The following is a 19,810-nucleotide window of genomic DNA, read 5'->3' on the forward strand; positions in this document are numbered from 1 at the left end:
TGTTACGTACGAACATCGATTGTAGGTCTTTTAGATTTGTCTGTCAATAAATACTTGTTCTTGCAATCGTTTCAGGCCTTCTTTAATGGTCCGTGCGCGAACTTCACCAATCCCGTCCACTTCATCAAGTTCATGGATGGAAGCGATCATAATGCTGGATAAATCATGGAACTGGTCGACCAGATTACGTACGATCACATTCGGAAGGCGCGGGATTTTGTTCAAAATCCGGTAACCACGCGGCAGTATTTCTTCCTCTGAAGCAGCGGCGGAAGCCGGATAGCCAAGAAGCCTTACAATATGATGAATGTCCAGCAGTTCCTCATCCGTTGAACGCTTCAACGCAAGAATGATCTCGCGGATCTTCTCCTCGCTGTACTCCCGGGCATAGTCCGCATACAGCAGCCAAGCCTCTTCCTCTATGTTGCTTACAAGCTCATCCATCTGCATGCTGATCAAACGACCTTCGTTGCCGAGCTCGTTGATATAGCGCTTGATCTCCTTCTTGATGCGGAGCACCATCTCGACGCGCTGAATCACATTCACGACTTCCGGAATGGTGACCAATTCTTCAAATTCAGATGCCGAGAGGTTGGTAAGCGATTGATTAAGCACCACTCGGTATCGCTCCAAGGTCTGTATAGCCTGATTCGCCTTGGTTAAGATTACGCCGATTTCCTTCAATGCATACCGCAGCGATCCTTGATACAGCGTAATAATGTTTCGGCGCTGCGAGATGGACACAACCAGCTTGCCTGTCTGTTTCGCTACCCGCTCCGCTGTTCTGTGCCGTATCCCCGTCTCGATGGAAGAGATCGAAGAATCCGGAATCAACTGGGTATTCGCATATAAGATACGTTTCAAGTCTTCACTCAGGATGATGGCCCCGTCCATCTTGGCCAGCTCGTATAAATAGTTTGGCGAAAAATCGCAGTTAATGGAGAAGCCGCCGTCAACAACTTCCATTACTTCCGGGCTGTAGCCCACAACGATCAGGGCGCCCGTCTTTGCCCGCAGCACGTTCTCCAGTCCGTCGCGAAACGGCGTTCCCGGTGCTACCAGCTTTAGCAAATCATTCATTTTGTCCAGTTGGCTCGTTTCTTTCACCTTCGTATGCCCCCTAATCTAACGCAACCGCTAATGCATCTGCAACGGTGTTTACTCCTATAATTTGTATTCCTTTCGGATGCTTCCATCCCTTTAAACTCTTCTCCGGCATGAGTACGCGCTTAAAGCCCAGCTTCTCGGCTTCCCTTACCCTTTGTTCCGCTCTGGAAACGGCACGAACCTCGCCGGTCAGACCAACCTCGCCAAAGATGACATCATACGGCTTGGTCGGAATGTCGCGGAAGCTGGATGCAATGCTAACCGCTATGGCCAAATCCACCGCTGGCTCATCGAGCTTCACGCCGCCGGCAACATTCAGATAGGCGTCTTGCGTTTGCAGGTACATGCCCATCCGTTTCTCCAGCACGGCAATGATCAGATTCATGCGGTGGTGGTCCACCCCTGTGCCCATCCGGCGCGGGGACGGGAAGTGGGTTGTGGAGATGAGCGCCTGCAGCTCGACCAGAACCGGACGAGTTCCCTCCATGCTTGCAACAACGGTCGAACCGGCTACCCCTAAGGGCCGTTCAGATAAAAACAGTTCCGATGGATTCCCGACTTCCCGAAGTCCGTCCTCACCCATCTCAAAAATGCCAATCTCATTCGTCGAACCGAAACGGTTCTTTACCGCACGAAGCAAACGGTAAGTATGGTGACGCTCTCCTTCAAAATAAAGCACACAGTCCACCATGTGCTCCAGCATCCTTGGGCCAGCAATAGCGCCTTCCTTGGTCACATGACCGACCAGGACGGTCGCTATGCCCTTCACCTTCGCCAATCGCATGAAGCGTGCCGTACACTCCCGCACCTGGGAAACGCTGCCAGGCGCACTGGTTACCTCCGGCAAATACACCGTCTGAATGGAGTCAATGACAACAAAGCCAGGTTGCACGTTCTCAATGGCTTCCTCAATCGATTCCAGATTGGTTTCACACAGGACAAACAGCTCCGGAGACAGCGCCCCGAGCCGATCTGCACGCAGTTTGGTCTGGCGTACGGATTCCTCACCGGAAATGTACAGAACGCGAATGCCGTTCTGGGCCAATCGATTGGAGGCTTGCAGCAGCAGCGTGGATTTGCCGATGCCGGGGTCACCGCCGACTAACACCAGCGAGCCCGGAACAAGCCCGCCGCCGAGCACGCGGTTCAATTCCGCAATGCCCGTCTGGATTCTGGGTTCTTTACCGCTTTCTATATTTATGATCGAAAGGGGTTTTTCTTTACTATGAAAAAGAGGGGAATTCATCCCCTGCGTCTTGATTACCGTCTCGGTCTCTTCTACCATGGAGTTCCATGATTGGCAGCCCGGACATTTTCCGAACCATTTAGGCGCTTCATAGCCGCACTCGGTACAGAAAAATTTCGTTTTAGTTTTTGCCATGTGAGTCTCCTTTATGTCGCACATCATTTGTCGGATTTCGTAAAACCCTGCAAAATCAGGCATTACTCAAAGTTTACCATTTCTTATAATTGGGCGTAAAGGTTAATTGGAAACTTTACGCGAGATGAGAAGGATTTGTTTCAAATTTGAAGGGTCCGGGGCAGAACGACATTATTTTTGCTGCAATTTATCAAACATAATACATGTAAACCACACATGTCCGCTTCGCTGCCGGATCGTTCTTACGATCGCTGTTAAAACCAGGAAACTGGAATTGATATTATGGTGGTTTCCCGGTTTTAAAGGCGAACGCTGTCGCTTCTTCAGAACGATTCCGTCCTCTCCGCTGGGTTGATACATGAGGGTTGTTTTCTTAATTCGCTTTTCATCCATATGCCTAATTATTTTATCGATAAAACAGCCTTGGTCATTGCATTCACTGACTTCTGAGCATCCAAGTCTCTGCCCCATACAAAACCTTCATCTTCCATTAACATTAAAATCAAAAACCCCCGCTGGTTTTAATCCAACGGGGGTTGAAGTTACACTTATTCCGTTTCGGCTGATGCGGCAGTGACGCTCTCGTTCTTGTGTACAACCAGCTCGCCATTTGCCTCATCAATGGTGAGCGAGTCACCCTTGGCCACAGTACCTTTCAGCAGCTCCTCGGAGAGGCGATCCTCGATGTGCTTCTGGATAGCCCGGCGCAGTGGGCGGGCACCGAAGGCCGGATCGTATCCTTCCTTCGCAATGAAAGCCTTCGCTTTGTCTGTGAGCTCGAAATGCACCTCGAATTCCTTCAGACGTTTACGCAGCTCGTCGGACATCAATGTCACGATTTGGGCAATGTGTTTCTCTTCCAATGAGTGGAACACGATGATCTCGTCAATCCGGTTCAAGAACTCCGGACGGAAGCTCTTCTTGAGCTCATCCATCACTTTGCCTTTCATGTTGTTATAATCGCGACCTGCATCCGTCACTGCAGTAAAGCCAAGCGTAGAGTTCTTCTTGATGGCTTCCGCTCCCACGTTGGAGGTCAGGATGATCAGGGTGTTGCGGAAGTCCACCACGCGGCCCTTGGAGTCGGTCAAGCGTCCGTCTTCCAGCACCTGAAGCAAGATGTTGAATACCTCAGGGTGTGCCTTTTCGATTTCATCAAGCAGCACAACGGAATATGGTTTGCGGCGTACCTTCTCGGTCAGCTGACCGCCTTCTTCATAGCCGACATATCCCGGAGGCGCTCCGACGAGACGTGATGTGGAATGCTTCTCCATGTACTCGGACATATCGATCCGCACAACCGCATTCTCATCTCCGAACATCGCTTCCGCAAGGGCGCGTGCCAGCTCGGTTTTACCTACCCCGGTAGGACCCAGGAAGATGAAGGAGCCCATTGGACGCTTCGGATCTTTCAGTCCTGCACGTGCCCGGCGAACCGCACGGCTGACCGCTTTGACCGCTTCCTCTTGACCGATCACCCGGCTGTGCAGAATTTCTTCCAGATTCAGAAGACGCTCGGTCTCTTCTTCTTTCAGTTTATTTACAGGAATGCCAGTCCAGTTGGCTACAACGTCGGCGATATCCTCCGGAGTTACCTCGGAATCGGTACGTCCTTGTTTTTCTTTCCATTGATTCTTCGTAATTTCAAGCTCTTCACGCAGCTTCTGCTCCGTATCGCGCAGCGCTGCAGCTTTCTCGAATTCCTGGCTTTGGACAGCTGCGTCCTTCTCTTTGCGGATGTCCTCCAGATGCGCTTCTTGATCTTTCAGATTTGGCGGTATGGTATACGTATGAAGGCGAACTTTCGAACCGGCCTCGTCAATCAGGTCAATCGCTTTATCCGGCAGGAAGCGGTCCGTAATGTAGCGGTCGGACAATTTCACAGCCTGCTCGATCGCTTCATCCGTAATTTTCACGCGGTGATGCGCTTCGTAACGGTCACGCAGTCCATACAGAATCTGAATGGCTTCCTCCGGCGACGGTTGGTCCACCGTAATCGGTTGGAAACGGCGCTCGAGGGCAGCATCTTTTTCAATATATTTGCGGTATTCATCCAGTGTGGTTGCTCCGATGCACTGAAGTTCTCCGCGTGCCAATGATGGCTTAAGAATGTTGGAAGCGTCGATGGCACCTTCTGCACCGCCTGCGCCGATCAAAGTATGCAGCTCATCGATGAACAGAACGATGTTGCCCGCTTGACGAATCTCATCCATAATTTTTTTCAGGCGATCCTCAAACTCGCCGCGGTATTTCGTACCCGCAACAACTGAGCCCATATCCAGCGTCATGACGCGTTTGTCGCGCAGTGTCTCCGGAATTTCATTGTTAATGATGCGTTGTGCCAGGCCTTCCGCAATCGCCGTCTTACCTACCCCTGGTTCACCAATCAACACCGGGTTGTTCTTCGTACGGCGGCTCAGTACCTGAATCACGCGCTCAATTTCTTTGCTGCGTCCAATGACTGGATCCAGATTGCCTTCTTTGGCAATGGCGGTCAGATCGCGAGCGAGACTGTCCAGTGTAGGCGTGCTTACGTTTTGCGGCGTGCCATGATGGCTCGATACCGCTTCGCTGCTGCCGAGCAGCTGCAGTACTTGCTGGCGGGCTTTGTTCAGGCTAATGCCCAGGTTGTTCAGCACGCGTGCTGCAACCCCTTCACCTTCACGAATCAGCCCCAGCAGAATATGCTCAGTACCTACGTAGGTATGACCAAGCTTGCGAGCTTCGTCCATGGAGAGCTCAATTACTTTTTTCGCTCTAGGCGTATAAGCAATGTTGGTAGGCTGCTCTTGTCCGCGTCCGATTAATGTTTCGACTTCATCCTGAATTTTCTCAAGACCAAGTCCAAGTCCGATCAGCGCTTTGGCTGCAATGCCGTCTCCTTCACGAATAAGTCCTAGCAGGATATGTTCTGTGCCGATATTGTTGTGACCCAGACGTACCGCTTCTTCCTGAGCCAATGCAAGCACCTTTTGTGCACGTTCCGTAAATCTGCCAAACATCATAGTATTGCACCTCCACGTTTCAATTAATATATTGAACCTCGCGGATTTCGGTGTATAGTCAGCTATAGGACGCTTACACCGTCATCCAACTGTAAAACGAGTATAGATCCTTAATGGGTACCCAGTGTTTCTCTGATGAGCTTAGCCCTGTACATGTCGCGTTCGGAAGGAGTCATTCCTTCTCCATAGGTCTTCTGCAGAAAGCCCGGCTGTGTCTTCACATTCAGTTCATTCATGACCGGGATTTCCGGGCCTTCCAAGAGGCCGAGATCCACACCAAGCCGAACATCGGATAAACGCTGGGCTGCTTCCTTGGAATCCATCACCGCCGCATAGGACAGTATGCCATAGGAGCGCATGACCCGATCCGTAATCCGAAGCTTGGATTCACCCAAGAGCCGGGCTCTGGCATTCTTCTCATGCTCGATGATTTGCAGGGCGACGCTGTGAAGATTCTCAATGATCTCCGACTCGGTTTGACCGAGCGTAATCTGATTCGAGATTTGAAACAGGTTGCCTAACGCTTCGCTGCCTTCACCGTAAATCCCTCTTACCGTCAAGCCTACCTGCGATACAGCCGAGAGAATCCGGTTAATCTGCTGTGTCATAACAAGAGCGGGCAAATGCATCATGACGGATGCGCGAAGACCGGTGCCGACATTCGTCGGACAGCTTGTAAGATAACCTCGCTTGTCATCAAACGCATAATCGATCTCGGATTCAAAAACATCATCCAGCGCCGTCGCACGTGCCCATGCCTCACGAACCTGAAATCCGGGATATAAACACTGGATGCGCAGGTGATCCTCTTCATTGATCATAATGCTGACGGATTCATCTTCAGTAAGGATGACTGCACCGTTTCGGGATTCATTCGCCAGATTGGGACTGATTAGATGCTTCTCAACAAGAACTTTCTTATCCAGCTCATCAATCTCACTTAATTTAATTACATGCAAATCCCCGAAATCCTGCAAATCGTCCTTATTCTTCAATACATCCGTCAGGCGCTCTAGCACTTCTCCTGACTGCTGATCCGTTGCCAGCAGCGGGAAAGGAAGATGCTGCAGATTGCGCGCCACCCTGACACGGGTGCTGATGACAATGTCGGAATCCTGACCGTTCCCGCGCATCCACTCGCTCAGCGCCGAATCGGTAAACCGGAGATTAGACATCACGCATTCCTCCTACTAAAGTGCAAAATCTTACAATCTTATCCCTGAGCCATATTTCGCTCCAGCTCACGGATTTGGTCCCGTATCTCGGCAGCCGTTTCAAACTCCTCCTGCACGATCCGAATTTGAAGCTCCTTCTTAAGGTCATCGATTTGGCGTTTGATCTGAATCCGGCCACCCGTACGCTTCGGCACTTTGCCGACATGGGAAGTCCCCCCATGGACTCGCTTAAACAATGGATCCAATCGATCCGAGAAATATTTATAACACGAGCTGCAGCCGAACCGGCCAAGCTTGCTGAACTGGGAATACGTCATACCGCATTCTTCACATTGCAGCGTCTGAGCCATTTTTGCACCGGGGCTCTGGCCCTTGCCTGAAGGATCCAGATCCAGAAGACCTGACAGCAAACTGTGTATAGAAAAACCATTCGACGTGCCGGGGATCAATTCCCCTTTTTCACGGGCACAGGTTTCACAAAAATGAAACTCCGTTTTCTCCCCGTTCACAATTTTGGTGAAATGAAGTGTCGCCGGCCGTTTACCGCATTCTTGGCATAACATAATCCGATGCCTCCTTACACAGACTCACTTACCTAATAAAGAAATAAGCATCGCTTTCATAATCCTTGCACGCAGCTCATCCCGATAAGGAAGCTTCACATTCAGGCACTCCCTCGAAATGGCGGCCCGCATCAGGCTGGCCTCCCGCCTCGTTAAAAACCGGGATTCCTCCAGCTGGTAAATCAATCCTTCAGCCACCGTCTGATCAATCATGCTGCCAATGGTATGGTGAAGATGCTGCTGGAGTGCAGTATGCTGGGGAAGCTCGATACGCTGGATGCGTATGTACCCGCCCCCGCCGCGCTTGCTCTCGACAAGAAAGCCCTTCTCCAGCGTGAACCGTGTACTGATCACGTAGTTGATCTGGGAAGGAACGCAAGAAAATTGCTCCGCCAGATCGTTGCGTTGAATTTCAACGGTACCCTCCGGACTTTCCTGCAGTATGCTCTTCAGGTATTGTTCGATAATATCAGAGATATTACGCATTGGTCTGTTCATCCTCCACTGTTTGAAACGTTAAGACGGATAGTGATCTTACACGTCCGCACAGAGCCTTGCTTATACGTTAATTTTAACCATAATCAAAATCAGCGAACCCTCTCGTTGACTTTGACTTTCTTTGACTTTGATCTCATTATAGCACATTTTTTCATTTTGCCAAGAGGGTTCTTCTCAATTTATCGCGGTTAGCAGTTATTCTTATTGTACCCAGTTCTTTGACCGCTTATAGCCTCTTTCCCAAGAACAATTCATTTCAGGGGCAACAAAAAAGAAGCAGCCTTCATGCCGGGTGAAAACCGGTCTCAAGGCCACTTCTCCATATCGTGCTCCTGTATCGTCTACATCTTCAAGCGTCATAACTGATCAAGTAGTGCTGTAATTCCGTATTGTAATAACCGATGCTGTATTCAATGATACTGCCTGTCCCGTCATATGAGGATCTGAGCCGCTTCAGTAACGGCGCGCCTATACTTACTTCAAGCAAGGAGGCAATCTCCTCATTTGCCACGGTCGCCAGAAAACGGTCGCGGAAATTCTCCAGCGTAATTTGACTCTCCTCGATGCGGTCATACAGAGACGGCAGTTCGGTGGAACCGAACTCTTCACCCATATCCACTTGGGATGACACATAGTGGGTGTAGTAAATGAAAGGGCTCCCGTCCAGTAAATACAAACGTTCAATAAGCAGGCACCGCTCCCCGAATTTTAAGAACAATTCGCTATCCGGCTCATTGAGCACCCATTCCGTCTTCAGGTGGCGTTTCCGAATCTGGTGTCCTTCTTCGACCAGAATCTCGGTGAACAGCTTGCCTTTGGAAAGCTTGGAGAAGGAAGTGTTCCGGGTCACAATCGTTCCTACCCCGCTCCGCTTCTCTACATACCCTTCCTGATACAACTCCTGGATTGCATTGCGGACCGTCATTTTGCTAACGGTAAATTCCTGTTCCAGCTGCGGCTCGGAAGGAATATGGGAGCCAAGTGGATACTCCCCATGCAGAATCCGATCTTTTATGATCTTCTTGATTTGCAAGTATAACGGACCGTTCTTCCGCGTGATCGACATGCTTCCTCCTACCTTTCCACGTCAGACATATGATGACTCATTGCCTGAAGCACTTCGCGTTCGCTCGCCGTCGGCGTATCCCCTGTTACGGTATGGGCAAGCATCGCCGCAGCTGCGGCAAAATCAACCGTCCGATTCGGTTCATATCCCTCCGAGATCCCGTGAATCACCCCACTGGCGTAGGCATCACCCGCGCCGATACGGTCATGGACGGAAAACGTCAAGGTTTTGGAAAAGTGAAACGCTCCATCCGTGTAGAGATAGCCTTGCAGGGAATGAGTGTTATCCCCGTTGATCTTGCGGTGGGTACCCGACGCAACCGTAATATTATACTTCGCTGCCACCTTCGGGATCAACTCCTGCAGTTGTTCGCTCTGATCCTCCCGGGTCGTCTCCATGCCAAGGATATAGATGGCATCTTTCTCATTCATAAAAACGATATCCGCTAAAGACAGCATTTCCTCATAGTGCGGCTTGGCAAACTCGTAGCGGTCCGGCCCCCATAAAGTGGGACGATAATTGCAATCGAACACAACGGTTCCGCCGTTTTTCTTAACTTCACGAGCCAGTGTCTTCATTTGGCCCCGTACGGTATCGTTCATGGAAAGGGTAATCCCGCAAAAATGGACCATGTCTATCTTTTCGGCAATCGCACCGAAATCGTACATGGCATCCTCCGCCGTATTAAAGCTGCTGCCCAGTCGATCCGTATAAGTTACACGTCCGGGTCTTACACCAAAGCCATTCTCCAAAAAGTACATGCCGACATATTTGCCTCCGCGGCTAATGAGTGCAGTGTCGATGCCAAGCTTGCGCAGGTAGGAAATCGCCGCTTCGCCAAGCGGGTTATCCGGCAGCGTGCTGACCAGATATCCGTTATGACCGAACCTTGCCACAGCCGAGGCGATGTTTACACCCGTGCCGGAAAAGGAGTAATTCAGATGGCTCTCTTGAGCCAAGGAAGCATATCCCGGTACTTGAAGACGCATCATCACTTCGCCATATGCGGCAATCGTCTTAGGCATATTGATCAACCAGCGCTTTTAGCTTGAGATGCAGCTCTTGAACATCGCTAATGATCGTATCTCCACTGGCCGAGTCGATAATCGAAGAGTACACGTGCGGGATGACCTGCTGCACTCCCGCTTCGAATGCGATGCGCACGATGGCTTCAAAATTCTCTTTATCAATCCCGCCTGTTGGTTCAAGCGCGAATCCTTCCTCCACACATGCCTTCGCTACCGCGCGGTACTCATCCTCCAGCTCCAAGCCTTGCATCGGGAAGTACTTCAGTGCGTTACCGCCCATGTCGCGCACAAGCGCGATGGCCGCTTTTACAGGTACGATGGCTTTGTCTGATCCAGCAGCGCTCACCGGTCCAGTTGAAATATTTACATAACCCACTTGACCTGAAGGAGACACAAGGCTGTTAATCCAGCTTTCTTTGCCATCCAGATTGGCACGTGTAGCACCAACTGCCGGGAACACCTGATTGATATGCGTGCCTGGGTAGCTCTTCACAATCTCGGCTACCACAGCAGCTTGACGGTTATCGCCAGCACCCAATCCGATCGATACCGCATCTTCGATAACGGCGCCATACTCCTTCATCGCAATAACGGCCTCTTGCGCGTTCGGATAATTTTTGGACAATACGCCGACCACCACATGCCCTTCCGCAGCTTCAAAAATATCCTTCGCATTCTGAATGCTGCCTGCAAGTACGTTCAGTGCCGCGCGATTTCTGTAAAGACGTTTCTCCATATTTGCCATTTTAGTTTCCCCCTGCAATCTGTTGTATTCTCGTTATAATGACTTGCAAATCATCCCCGGAAAGCGAGCGAGGATCGATATCAAAATACCCCTGGCGAACGCCGTAATCCCTGGTGTATACGGCAATATCGCCTTCGCGAAGCTGATCGTTCATGGACTTCGCACTAACCCCGGCCGCATGTTCATCGACTTTCACGCGCCCCCGGAAGATCGCCCTTCCCGCTTCGTCCTGCACAATGGTTACCTCAATGCCCGGCAATTTCGATAAGGACTTCATTTCCTCCAGCGCCGCTTTCTCCTGCTCACTCTTATCTTCCTTCACCATATACTCGTCCAGCGCCTGAAGCAATCCAAACGTTGTTTCCTTGCCGACCTTCATACTGCGCCCAATACCATGCAGCTGCGCTTTCACCCACTCCACATATTGGCGTTTGCCGCCGACAATGCCGGAGGTCGGGCCTTCAATTGCCTTGGATCCGCTGTATATGGCCAGGTCCCCGTATTTCACATATTTCTGGATATCCTCTTCAGCAGCAGCATCAATGATTAGCGGAAGTCCATGCGCCTGAGCCACTTCTGCCGCTTCTTCCACCGAGATCATATTTTTCTGCACGCAGTGATGAGATTTCACGTACAAAATGGCTGCAGTACGCTCATTTATCGCTTCCGCGATATGCTCCTTACGCCCTTCGTTGGCATACCCGACTTCAACGACCTTGCCGCCTCCGAGATAAACCATCGTTTCAACAGGTGCCCCATATTGCACGTTATGTCCCTTAAACATGATAATCTCGTTCTTCGCGATTGGCTCCTGGTGTAATCGGTCACTGCGCCTGCGATTGCCTTCGGTGATGATTCCAGCGACGGAAAGAGCGATTCCGCTGGAAGCGGAATTGACAACAACCGCTGCCTCGGAACCGAGAATTCGCGCCATGTAATCGCCTGCTTTATCAACCAGATCCGCGATTTCCACGTAACTCTGCCCACCGATCCGCATCGCTTCCATGACGGTATCCGTCGGTGCCGATACGCCAAGAATACTCATGCGCCCGCTGGCATTAACTACGCGCTTCAACCCATATTTAGCATGTAATGAATGATCCATTGACTACCACTCCTCTGGCTTCGATATATCGATCAGCGATCCGGGTCTCCCCTTCGGAATCCGTTAAACTCATAGCGCCCTGCTGCAGCGCAAACAGCGTCAGGTGAGCGGCATCGCCGACTTGGATTCGGCCAAGCTCCGGACGGCGTAGCCATCCTGCTGCATGGTCCGTTACCGCTGAGATCACCTCCTGCAAGCTGTATCCCAAATAAAGGAACTTCGTCAGGACATTAGCCAGGCTGTACACCGGGCCATTGATGCGATTCCCGCGATAGATATCAGTGCTGATCGTGTCAGGTTTAATCCCTTGGGTCTTGGCATACTCTGCCACCAAGAACGAGAAGCTTGCCGTTCCATGGCCCACATCCAGATGAACGCCACGAGCTATCGCCTCCACCAGGGCAGGAATCGGCTTTCCGTCGGAATCAAATAAATTGTTGGCCTTCCCATTTAAATAATGAGTGATAATGTCGTCCTTCTGAAGCAATTCCAATACTTCCTCAATCGGCGGTGGCCCGGACCCGATATGTACCATTAGCGGCAACGACGTTTTTCCTGATATTTTTCTTGCAAGACGAAGCGGCTCTACCCCATTCTCCTTGACTACGCTTTTGCTGATTCTGGCCTTGAGCCCAATGATCAGATCTGGATAGGTGCATACCGCCTTTGTTGCCTTCTCAGCATCGATCCATTCCAAACTGGACAACTCGTCGACACGCTGCAGACCGATATGGGAAATATTCAAAAAAGCAAACACATTCGTCTTGGACCTTGCAACCTCGGCTGCCAGTTCTCCAATTGTATCCGCACCACAGCTCCCTGCGTCGATAATGGTGGCAACCCCTTGCTTTACGCCTATCTCGTCGATGGCATCTCCGTAAGGCTCCAGCTTAGCGACCGCATGGACGTGCATATCGATCCAGCCGCTGGACACATATAGTCCCGTACCATCAAAACTGTTGGCACCGTGTGCCATGTTCGCATCCGTTATTTCGGTTATGAACCCGTTCTCCATGACAATGTCAAAAGGTTTATCCTCATGCACCGTCTTTACATTGCGTATAATAAAACGTTGTTCCAATATCTTCATAACTTCACTCCTTCAGCCTTGCCGGACCAGCCTTAGATCCTCTTATCCCGTCGGTTTACATTGTATAAGTTGAGTGTCGTGATTATAGCATAGCACAGAACGTGCGTTACGTGAATATAACGTTATAATGTTTAAATCCTATTTCTATATTTATTAGAATGATGCAATGAAGGGTTGCGCTCTTGCTCAGTACCGGGTATGGGTATGGTTCTAGTTCTGTTTTCCCCGTGTTATCTCCTTCCATATGCAAAAAAACTGCCTTCGATAGGCAGTCTCTTTGTTCGTTCTATAGTCTAGACCTTCTTCATTCATCTTCCGGATTTCCAAGTACTCTTTTTTGTTAAACCTCAACCTTCCGGTCGATGAGGTAAACCGTTGCATACAAGATCAAGGCGGCCATGATTACTTCAAAAGCAAGTCCCCCCCATGCTAATGTATATTGCATTGTCGACACCGTAATGTCTGCTTCTTTCTCAAAAAATGAAATGTTAGCCATAGGGCCGACCCACGCTGCCTCATCTCCGAAGAGTTCTTGGCTAAGCCAGCCAAGAACATATTGCAATACGAAGAACACCAGAATGCCGATCCATGTACTGCCCTTCTTCGTGATGCTCCTGGACACGGTAATTGCAAAAAATATCGCAATCATCAAATAGATGAATTTCCATACCATCAGCAGGGCAAACCCGACATAATACGAAACGGGAACATCAGCGAAATTGATAATTTCCCAAATGCCTGCTGAGCTCCAGTAATACCATAAATGCAGAGCCATCAGTATGCCAAGTGCCAGCAAGCTTACACATGCAAGTAAAAGTGATGAAACCACATTCCACACGGAACGTACGGGGAGTAAACGCCGGTGATATGCCTTTATGTTATAGCCGAAGTTCTTGCCAGTGACTACAAGAAGCAGGACACTCACAGAGCCATAAGCCAGCATGCTTAAACCCAACTTTACTCCAAGCTCCCAATCTTTTATAGAGCCCGTTACGGTGATCGCTATCTGAACGATGAGAAGGATCGCGAAGGCGCCGAGCAGCGTGGTCGAGTTTCTCTTCCAGTCGTATTTGAACAGTTTCATCATTCCGCATACACCTCTTTAAACATCTCATCCACGCTTTTTCCGTGTTTTAGGCGGATGTTCTCAACTTCGTCATGCATCACTACTTCGCCGCCCTGAATAAAGATCACTTCATCAAATATCCGCTCAATATCCCGGACCAGATGGGTTGAAATAATAATGCTGCTATCCTCATTGTAGAATTCAACTATCGCATCCAAAATTTTGCCCCGGGCTACCGGATCCACTCCGCCAATCGGCTCATCCAGCATATACAGCTGGGCTTCACGGGACAAGGCCAGTGTTAACTGCAGGCGCTCATTCATTCCTTTGGACAAGGAACTGATGCGGTCTTGGGTCTTTAAATTCATGAATTCCAGCATGTTGCGGGCCTTCTCCACATTAAAGTCCTCATAAAAATCTTTAAAATATGCCACCGCATCCGATACCTTCATCCAAGATTCCGTCACGGGCCGGTCCGGCATAAAGGAAACGATGGCTTTGGTTTCCAAGCCGACCGGTTTGCCATTCACGTAAGCCCCGCCCTTTGTCGGCTGCATCAACCCAGCCGCAATCTTCATGAGCGTACTCTTTCCGCTGCCATTGGTGCCCAGCAAACCAATGATTTTTCCACCGCTGATATCCAGATTGACATCCTGTAACGCTCTGCGACCACCGGCATATGTTTTGGTCACGTTCCTTACCTGTAACAGATTCTCCACCGTGATTTCACCTCCACTATGGATCATGGCTGCTTCACAGCATCTTCCACGATCGATATGATGTCCTGATCTTTAAAGCCAAGCTCCTGCATACCGCGAATAAAGCGTTCCAGCAGATCGCCGGCCATTTCTTTTTTGATTTCCATAATTTTGGACTCCTCGCTTGTCACGTATCGGCCCAATCCTCTCCGTGTCTCCACAATTCCCTCACGCTCCAATTCTTGAAAAGTTCGCTGCACCGTGTTTGGATTTATTTGAAGCTCACTCGCTAATTCTCGAACCGATGGGATTTTATCACCGGGCTGCAGTTTACCGATGATGATTTCTTTCTTTAGATACGTCATGATCTGTAAATAGATCGGCAGATTATTGTCGAATTCTATACTCACTGTCGGGTTGCTCCTTTCCGCCGCTCTACCTCGAACTCAGGTCCCTTATGCGACATCCCGTTTTTTAAACGTAACAAAGCCTATCGCAAGAAACAAGAGGAGATATACAGCGAGCATCATCATTGAGAATGTTAAACTCATGCCTGGAATTGGGGAGCCTGCCCCTCCGCTGTACATGGAGAGATCCACGTTCAGGAACAGCAGGTATTTAGACCAGGAGTAACGCGCAAGCAGCTGTACCACCATACTTTCCATAATGACCATGAACATGCCGATGCCGATTGCAGGACCGGTAGATCTCGTTAGAATGCCTACCATAAAGGTTAGCGTTACATAAACGATCGTATACACCAGGTTGTTCACTGCTCCAATGAGCACATCTCCAAGCGTAACGGAGCCGACATCCATACCGAACGTAATTTGACCAGTCAGCACGGCTACAGCAAACATGAAGGCCACCAGTGTTAAGATGTAAATCAATACGGCAACATATTTCGATGCCAAAATCTTGGTGCGGCTCTGTGCACGTATAAGCAGCAATTTGATCGTTCCCATGCTGTGCTCCTTCGCTACGGCTCCGGCCGTCACAACAATGGCAAGCAAAGTCAGTACTTGCCCCATTCCCTTGGTTGTTACTGCTATCTCGGCAAATTCATAACCGGTACTGCCTCCACCGGAAAACTTATAGAGCAAGAACGCCATGAAGATCACCATTCCGGCCAAAAGCGCATATGGAAGAAAGAAGCTGCGTTTCTTAAACATTTTGAGCCATTCATTCCAGACGAGATTTCCAAAGCTACGCAATGCGGTTGCCTCCTGTCCATTTTAGGAATTCTTCTTCAAGTGACGATTTGATCTCTTCTACCCTGTAAATCCGTACCCGTGCATCACACAGCGACTGGATTAGCGCAGGAATACCTTCTTCATGAAGTTGAAGGGTAATGGTTCCTTCCTCCATTTGGGTGTTGAGCAATGTGATGTTTTGTAAGTGTCTAATCGTTTGTTCGGCCATAGCCACGTCATTCACGCGGAAGCTTACCGTGGTAAATTCTTCATTAACGACTGTCCCCCCGATAGATCGCTCCGTTACAAATTTGCCTTCCTGGATAACGACCACACGGCTGCACATCAGTTCCATCTCCGACAGCAGGTGACTAGATACGAGAATGGCAATCCCCTCATCTTTGGCGATTTGCTTCAAGTAATCCCGCATCTCGCGAATACCGGCTGGATCCAGGCCGTTCGTCGGCTCGTCAAGAATGAGGATGGATGGATTATGCAGCAAGGCCTGCGCTATTCCAAGCCGTTGGCGCATTCCCAGGGAATAAGCACGCACCTTCTTGTGGATGGCATCCTGGAGCCCAACAAGCTTAACAACCTCCATGATTCTCGTGATGGTCACACCCTCGGACATCCGCTGGTACTGTCTCAGGTTGTCATAACCGCTCATGTACGGGTAGAATTCCGGATTCTCGATGATGCCCCCGATATGACGAACGGCTTGAACGAAGTCCTTCTTGATACTGTGTCCTTTCACCTGTACATCGCCATGGGTCATCTCAATCAACCCTACAATCATTCGAATGGTTGTTGTTTTGCCCGCGCCGTTCGGTCCAAGCAAACCAACGATTTCACCGCGATGAATGTCAAAGGAGAGTCCATCGACAATATTCTTCTTTCCAATCGTTTTGGTGACTTGTTCAACGGTCAGAACGACTGGTCCTTGCTTGACATTCTTCCTTTCCGTGGAGGCTGAAGCGTGTACTCCGTTCTTTAAATCCGTTGCGGCATTCTCTATATTGGTTGTTGCCTCATTTGATGCGTTCCTATTCATGGTTCTTCATTCACTCCTTCATGTATCGGTGTAATAGTTAAATAGTACACTAGTGTCTTGGTTCTGTAAAGCCCAATTTTTTGTTTAATATTTCGTATTGACATCCAACCGTTGGATAATTATGATTAATTCATTCATATAACCAAAAGGTTATATTTAAAAGAGATGGGAGGACTCCAACTCTTGAGTGATATGTACCGCGCCGTTTCAGATCCCATCCGAAGGAAAATCCTAAATATGGTAGCTCATCGAGAACTTCCTCAGCTGGAAATCGTGAAGTCATTCCATATCTCACAGCCGGCTGTAAAAAAGCATCTTGCTATCTTGCTGGAAGAGGAGCTGTTACTAGAGCGAAGAGAAGGCAAGTATTGCTACTACCGATTGAATACCCCGACTTTTCAGCGAGGGTATGCGGAACTTCAACAAGAGCTTGGCTCTATTCTGGAGAATAAGTTAAGCAGACTTAAACAATATCTTGAGGAGGAATCATAGGTATGGGCTCTATTTTTAACCATGTTCAGCGGGAGATTGTCATCCATACAACACCCGATCGTGTATGGAAAGCATTGACCGATCCGCAAGAACGCAATCAATGGGAGACTCGCCATTGTGAGATCGACCTGAAGGTAGGCGGTCAAGTCGCTCTTGATTACGGCTGGGGCGTATCCTATGTTGGTACGATTAAGGAACTTATCCCTTACAGAAAACTCACGCTCAAGGGAGAGGACCAAGAACTTACTATTTGGACCATTGAACCACATACCGAGGGAACCTTGGTCCACATCGAGTACACGGGATCATGGTCCAATGAGCAAGAGTATATGATGATGGATAACATGGCCTTTGGTACATACCGATTCATGCGGAATATGAAGAGCGTGCTGGAGACGGACCAAGATATTCGGTCCACCTTCTGGTCCAGCTGGATCGGCATGAACCATTATACATACTGCCGTGAGGGTATAGAGGGCGTCAAAGTCATTGAGGTGTTTCCCCATACACCAGCAGACGGTGTCATTGAGGAAGGCGATATCATTTCAAGAGCGGCTGGCCAGGTCATTCGGAGTTATGATGAGCTCGAGGATAAAGTCACATCGATGCAGCCTGGCCAGCAGATTGTCATCGAATTCGTCCGACATGGCGAACCCAGCAGCGCTACCCTTACGGTGCTGCCTTATGGACAGCGGAACGTGGTTGAAGCATAAGTCATGAAGTGCAGTAAGTACTGAAGTAGTTCAAATTATCTGCTTATAGGAAAAGACCGTTATCGAGTAATCGATAACGGTCTTTATGGTTGTTCGCTTGGCGACGTCCTACTCTCCCGGGACCCTTCGGTCCAAGTACCATCGGCGCTGGAAGGCTTAACGGTCGTGTTCGGTATGGGAACGCGTGGAACCCTTCCGCCATCGCCACCAAACGGTTCAGATGCTTGATCACCTGAAAACTAGATACGAAACGAATTTGCAGCACATTGAAATATGTTTTGGATAAGCCCTCGACCGATTAGTATTGGTCAGCTCCATGCATTGCTGCACTTCCACCTCCAACCTATCTACCTCGTGGTCTTCAAGGGGTCTTACTAATTGGGAAATCTCATCTTGAGGGGGGCTTCACGCTTAGATGCTTTCAGCGCTTATCCCTTCCGTACGTAGCTACCCAGCCATGCTCCTGGCGGAACAACTGGTGCACCAGCGGTACGTCCATCCCGGTCCTCTCGTACTAAGGACAGCTCCTCTCAAATTTCCTACGCCCACGACAGATAGGGACCGAACTGTCTCACGACGTTCTGAACCCAGCTCGCGTACCGCTTTAATGGGCGAACAGCCCAACCCTTGGGACCTACTTCAGCCCCAGGATGCGATGAGCCGACATCGAGGTGCCAAACCTCCCCGTCGATGTGGACTCTTGGGGGAGATAAGCCTGTTATCCCCAGGGTAGCTTTTATCCGTTGAGCGATGGCCCTTCCATGCGGTACCACCGGATCACTAAGCCCGACTTTCGTCCCTGCTCGACTTGTAGGTCTCGCAGTCAAGCTCCCTTATGCCTTTGCACTCTTCGAATGATTTCCAACCATTCTGAGGGAACCTTGGGGCGCCTCCGTTACTCTTTAGGAGGCGACCGCCCCAGTCAAACTGCCCGCCTGACACTGTCCCCGCACCGGATTACGGTACCAGGTTAGAACCTAGATACGATCAGGGTGGTATCCCAACGTCGCCTCCACACAAGCTGGCGCTCATGCTTCAAAGGCTCCCACCTATCCTGTACAGATCGTACCCAAATCCAATATCAAGCTGCAGTAAAGCTCCATGGGGTCTTTCCGTCTTGTCGCGGGTAACCTGCATCTTCACAGGTATTAAAATTTCACCGGATCTCTCGTTGAGACAGCGCCCAAGTCGTTACGCCATTCGTGCGGGTCAGAATTTACCTGACAAGGAATTTCGCTACCTTAGGACCGTTATAGTTACGGCCGCCGTTTACTGGGGCTTCGGTTCACAGCTTCGGGACTAATCCCTAACCGCTCCCCTTAACCTTCCAGCACCGGGCAGGCGTCAGCCCGTATACTTCGCCTTACGGCTTCGCACAGACCTGTGTTTTTGCTAAACAGTCGCTTGGGCCTTTTCACTGCGGCCCCCTCGGGCTATTCACCCTACCGAGGCACCCCTTCTCCCGAAGTTACGGGGTCATTTTGCCGAGTTCCTTAACGAGAGTTCTTCCGCGCGCCTTAGAATTCTCTTCTCGCCTACCTGTGTCGGTTTGCGGTACGGGCACCTTCACCTGACTAGAGGCTTTTCTTGGCAGTGTGAGATCATGACCTTCGCTACTATAATTTTCACTCCCCATCACAGCCCAGCCTTATTGATGTGCGGATTTGCCTACACATCAGCCTCACTGCTTGGACGGACATCCATCAGTCCGCGTCACTACCCTCCTGCGTCACCCCATCGTTCATAACGGTTTACGGTGGTACAGGAATTTCAACCTGTTGTCCTTCGATTACGCCTTTCGGCCTCACCTTAGGTCCCGACTTACCCTGAGCGG

At 49.9% G+C, this 19,810-nt stretch carries 18 protein-coding genes and 2 rRNA genes (1 of these 20 only partly in view); 2 read left to right on the plus strand and 18 right to left on the minus strand.

The genetic code is table 11. The features are described from left to right. Window positions 1-30 precede the first annotated feature (30 nt). From disA to NYE54_RS30840, 16 genes are all read right to left on the minus strand, one after another. The gene (gene disA, locus NYE54_RS30765; RefSeq protein WP_076326243.1) at window positions 31-1,107 is read right to left on the minus strand and encodes a DNA integrity scanning diadenylate cyclase DisA; all 1,077 of its coding nucleotides are present in this window, start codon (window positions 1,105-1,107) and stop codon (window positions 31-33) included. 13 nt (window positions 1,108-1,120) lie between these two features. Then, window positions 1,121-2,488 (minus strand): DNA repair protein RadA, encoded by a 1,368-nt coding sequence (gene radA, locus NYE54_RS30770; protein WP_009594669.1) that lies wholly within the window; start codon window positions 2,486-2,488, stop codon window positions 1,121-1,123. A 548-nt stretch (window positions 2,489-3,036) separates the two neighbouring features. Then, on the minus strand, window positions 3,037-5,493 hold the full coding sequence (clpC, locus tag NYE54_RS30775; RefSeq protein WP_076326245.1) for an ATP-dependent protease ATP-binding subunit ClpC: 2,457 nt from the start codon (window positions 5,491-5,493) through the stop codon (window positions 3,037-3,039). Between the two features lie 110 nt (window positions 5,494-5,603). After that, the gene (locus NYE54_RS30780; protein WP_076326246.1) at window positions 5,604-6,668 is read right to left on the minus strand and encodes a protein arginine kinase; all 1,065 of its coding nucleotides are present in this window, start codon (window positions 6,666-6,668) and stop codon (window positions 5,604-5,606) included. Window positions 6,669-6,706: 38 nt separating this feature from the next. Beyond that, window positions 6,707-7,231: a UvrB/UvrC motif-containing protein gene (locus NYE54_RS30785; RefSeq protein WP_076326247.1), complete on the minus strand. Its 525-nt coding sequence runs from the start codon at window positions 7,229-7,231 to the stop codon at window positions 6,707-6,709. 24 nt (window positions 7,232-7,255) lie between these two features. Beyond that, entirely contained in the window at window positions 7,256-7,717 is a 462-nt protein-coding gene (locus NYE54_RS30790) for a CtsR family transcriptional regulator (RefSeq protein ID WP_006212959.1), read from the minus strand. 361 nt (window positions 7,718-8,078) lie between these two features. Next, window positions 8,079-8,795: a GntR family transcriptional regulator gene (locus tag NYE54_RS30795; protein ID WP_339268344.1), complete on the minus strand. Its 717-nt coding sequence runs from the start codon at window positions 8,793-8,795 to the stop codon at window positions 8,079-8,081. An 8-nt stretch (window positions 8,796-8,803) separates the two neighbouring features. Then, the gene (locus tag NYE54_RS30800; protein WP_339268346.1) at window positions 8,804-9,820 is read right to left on the minus strand and encodes a sugar kinase; all 1,017 of its coding nucleotides are present in this window, start codon (window positions 9,818-9,820) and stop codon (window positions 8,804-8,806) included. Beyond that, window positions 9,813-10,568, minus strand: a complete 756-nt coding sequence (locus NYE54_RS30805) for a KDGP aldolase family protein (RefSeq protein WP_339268348.1) — start codon at window positions 10,566-10,568, stop codon at window positions 9,813-9,815. The genes NYE54_RS30800 and NYE54_RS30805 overlap by 8 nt, the downstream gene beginning before the upstream one ends. 1 nt (window position 10,569) lies before the next feature. Then, on the minus strand, window positions 10,570-11,673 hold the full coding sequence (locus NYE54_RS30810; protein ID WP_339268350.1) for a DgaE family pyridoxal phosphate-dependent ammonia lyase: 1,104 nt from the start codon (window positions 11,671-11,673) through the stop codon (window positions 10,570-10,572). Next, complete coding sequence (locus tag NYE54_RS30815) at window positions 11,651-12,754, minus strand: amidohydrolase/deacetylase family metallohydrolase (protein WP_339273706.1); 1,104 nt, start codon at window positions 12,752-12,754, stop codon at window positions 11,651-11,653. Before NYE54_RS30815 ends, NYE54_RS30810 begins: the two co-directional genes overlap by 23 nt. A 349-nt stretch (window positions 12,755-13,103) precedes the next feature. Further along, a complete protein-coding gene (locus NYE54_RS30820; protein WP_339268352.1) occupies window positions 13,104-13,850 on the minus strand; it encodes a hypothetical protein in 747 nt (248 codons plus the stop codon). Further along, window positions 13,847-14,548: an ABC transporter ATP-binding protein gene (locus tag NYE54_RS30825; RefSeq protein WP_179090740.1), complete on the minus strand. Its 702-nt coding sequence runs from the start codon at window positions 14,546-14,548 to the stop codon at window positions 13,847-13,849. The genes NYE54_RS30820 and NYE54_RS30825 overlap by 4 nt, the downstream gene beginning before the upstream one ends. Window positions 14,549-14,571: 23 nt before the next feature. Continuing rightward, window positions 14,572-14,937 carry a GntR family transcriptional regulator gene (locus NYE54_RS30830; protein ID WP_076326254.1) on the minus strand — a complete coding sequence of 122 codons (366 nt, stop codon included), beginning with the start codon at window positions 14,935-14,937 and terminating at the stop codon, window positions 14,572-14,574. A gap of 45 nt (window positions 14,938-14,982) precedes the next feature. After that, window positions 14,983-15,741 carry an ABC transporter permease gene (locus NYE54_RS30835; protein ID WP_076326255.1) on the minus strand — a complete coding sequence of 253 codons (759 nt, stop codon included), beginning with the start codon at window positions 15,739-15,741 and terminating at the stop codon, window positions 14,983-14,985. Further along, the gene (locus NYE54_RS30840; protein ID WP_339268357.1) at window positions 15,734-16,771 is read right to left on the minus strand and encodes an ABC transporter ATP-binding protein; all 1,038 of its coding nucleotides are present in this window, start codon (window positions 16,769-16,771) and stop codon (window positions 15,734-15,736) included. Before NYE54_RS30840 ends, NYE54_RS30835 begins: the two co-directional genes overlap by 8 nt. Window positions 16,772-16,963: 192 nt before the next feature. On the opposite strand from NYE54_RS30840, the gene NYE54_RS30845 reads away from it, so the two are divergent. Then, window positions 16,964-17,263, plus strand: a complete 300-nt coding sequence (locus NYE54_RS30845; RefSeq protein WP_179090741.1) for a metalloregulator ArsR/SmtB family transcription factor — start codon at window positions 16,964-16,966, stop codon at window positions 17,261-17,263. A gap of 2 nt (window positions 17,264-17,265) precedes the next feature. After that, window positions 17,266-17,976, plus strand: a complete 711-nt coding sequence (locus NYE54_RS30850; protein ID WP_339268358.1) for an SRPBCC domain-containing protein — start codon at window positions 17,266-17,268, stop codon at window positions 17,974-17,976. A 95-nt stretch (window positions 17,977-18,071) separates the two neighbouring features. On the opposite strand, the gene rrf is transcribed toward NYE54_RS30850, so the two are convergent. Together rrf and NYE54_RS30860 are read right to left on the minus strand one after the other, a co-directional pair. After that, window positions 18,072-18,188 (minus strand): 5S ribosomal RNA (gene rrf, locus NYE54_RS30855). A 66-nt stretch (window positions 18,189-18,254) separates the two neighbouring features. Further along, a 23S ribosomal RNA gene (locus NYE54_RS30860) occupies window positions 18,255-19,810 on the minus strand; it runs 1,374 nt beyond the window's last position.

The organism is Paenibacillus sp. FSL K6-1330, from assembly GCF_037976825.1.
Taxonomy (GTDB): Bacteria; Bacillota; Bacilli; order Paenibacillales; family Paenibacillaceae; genus Paenibacillus_AQ.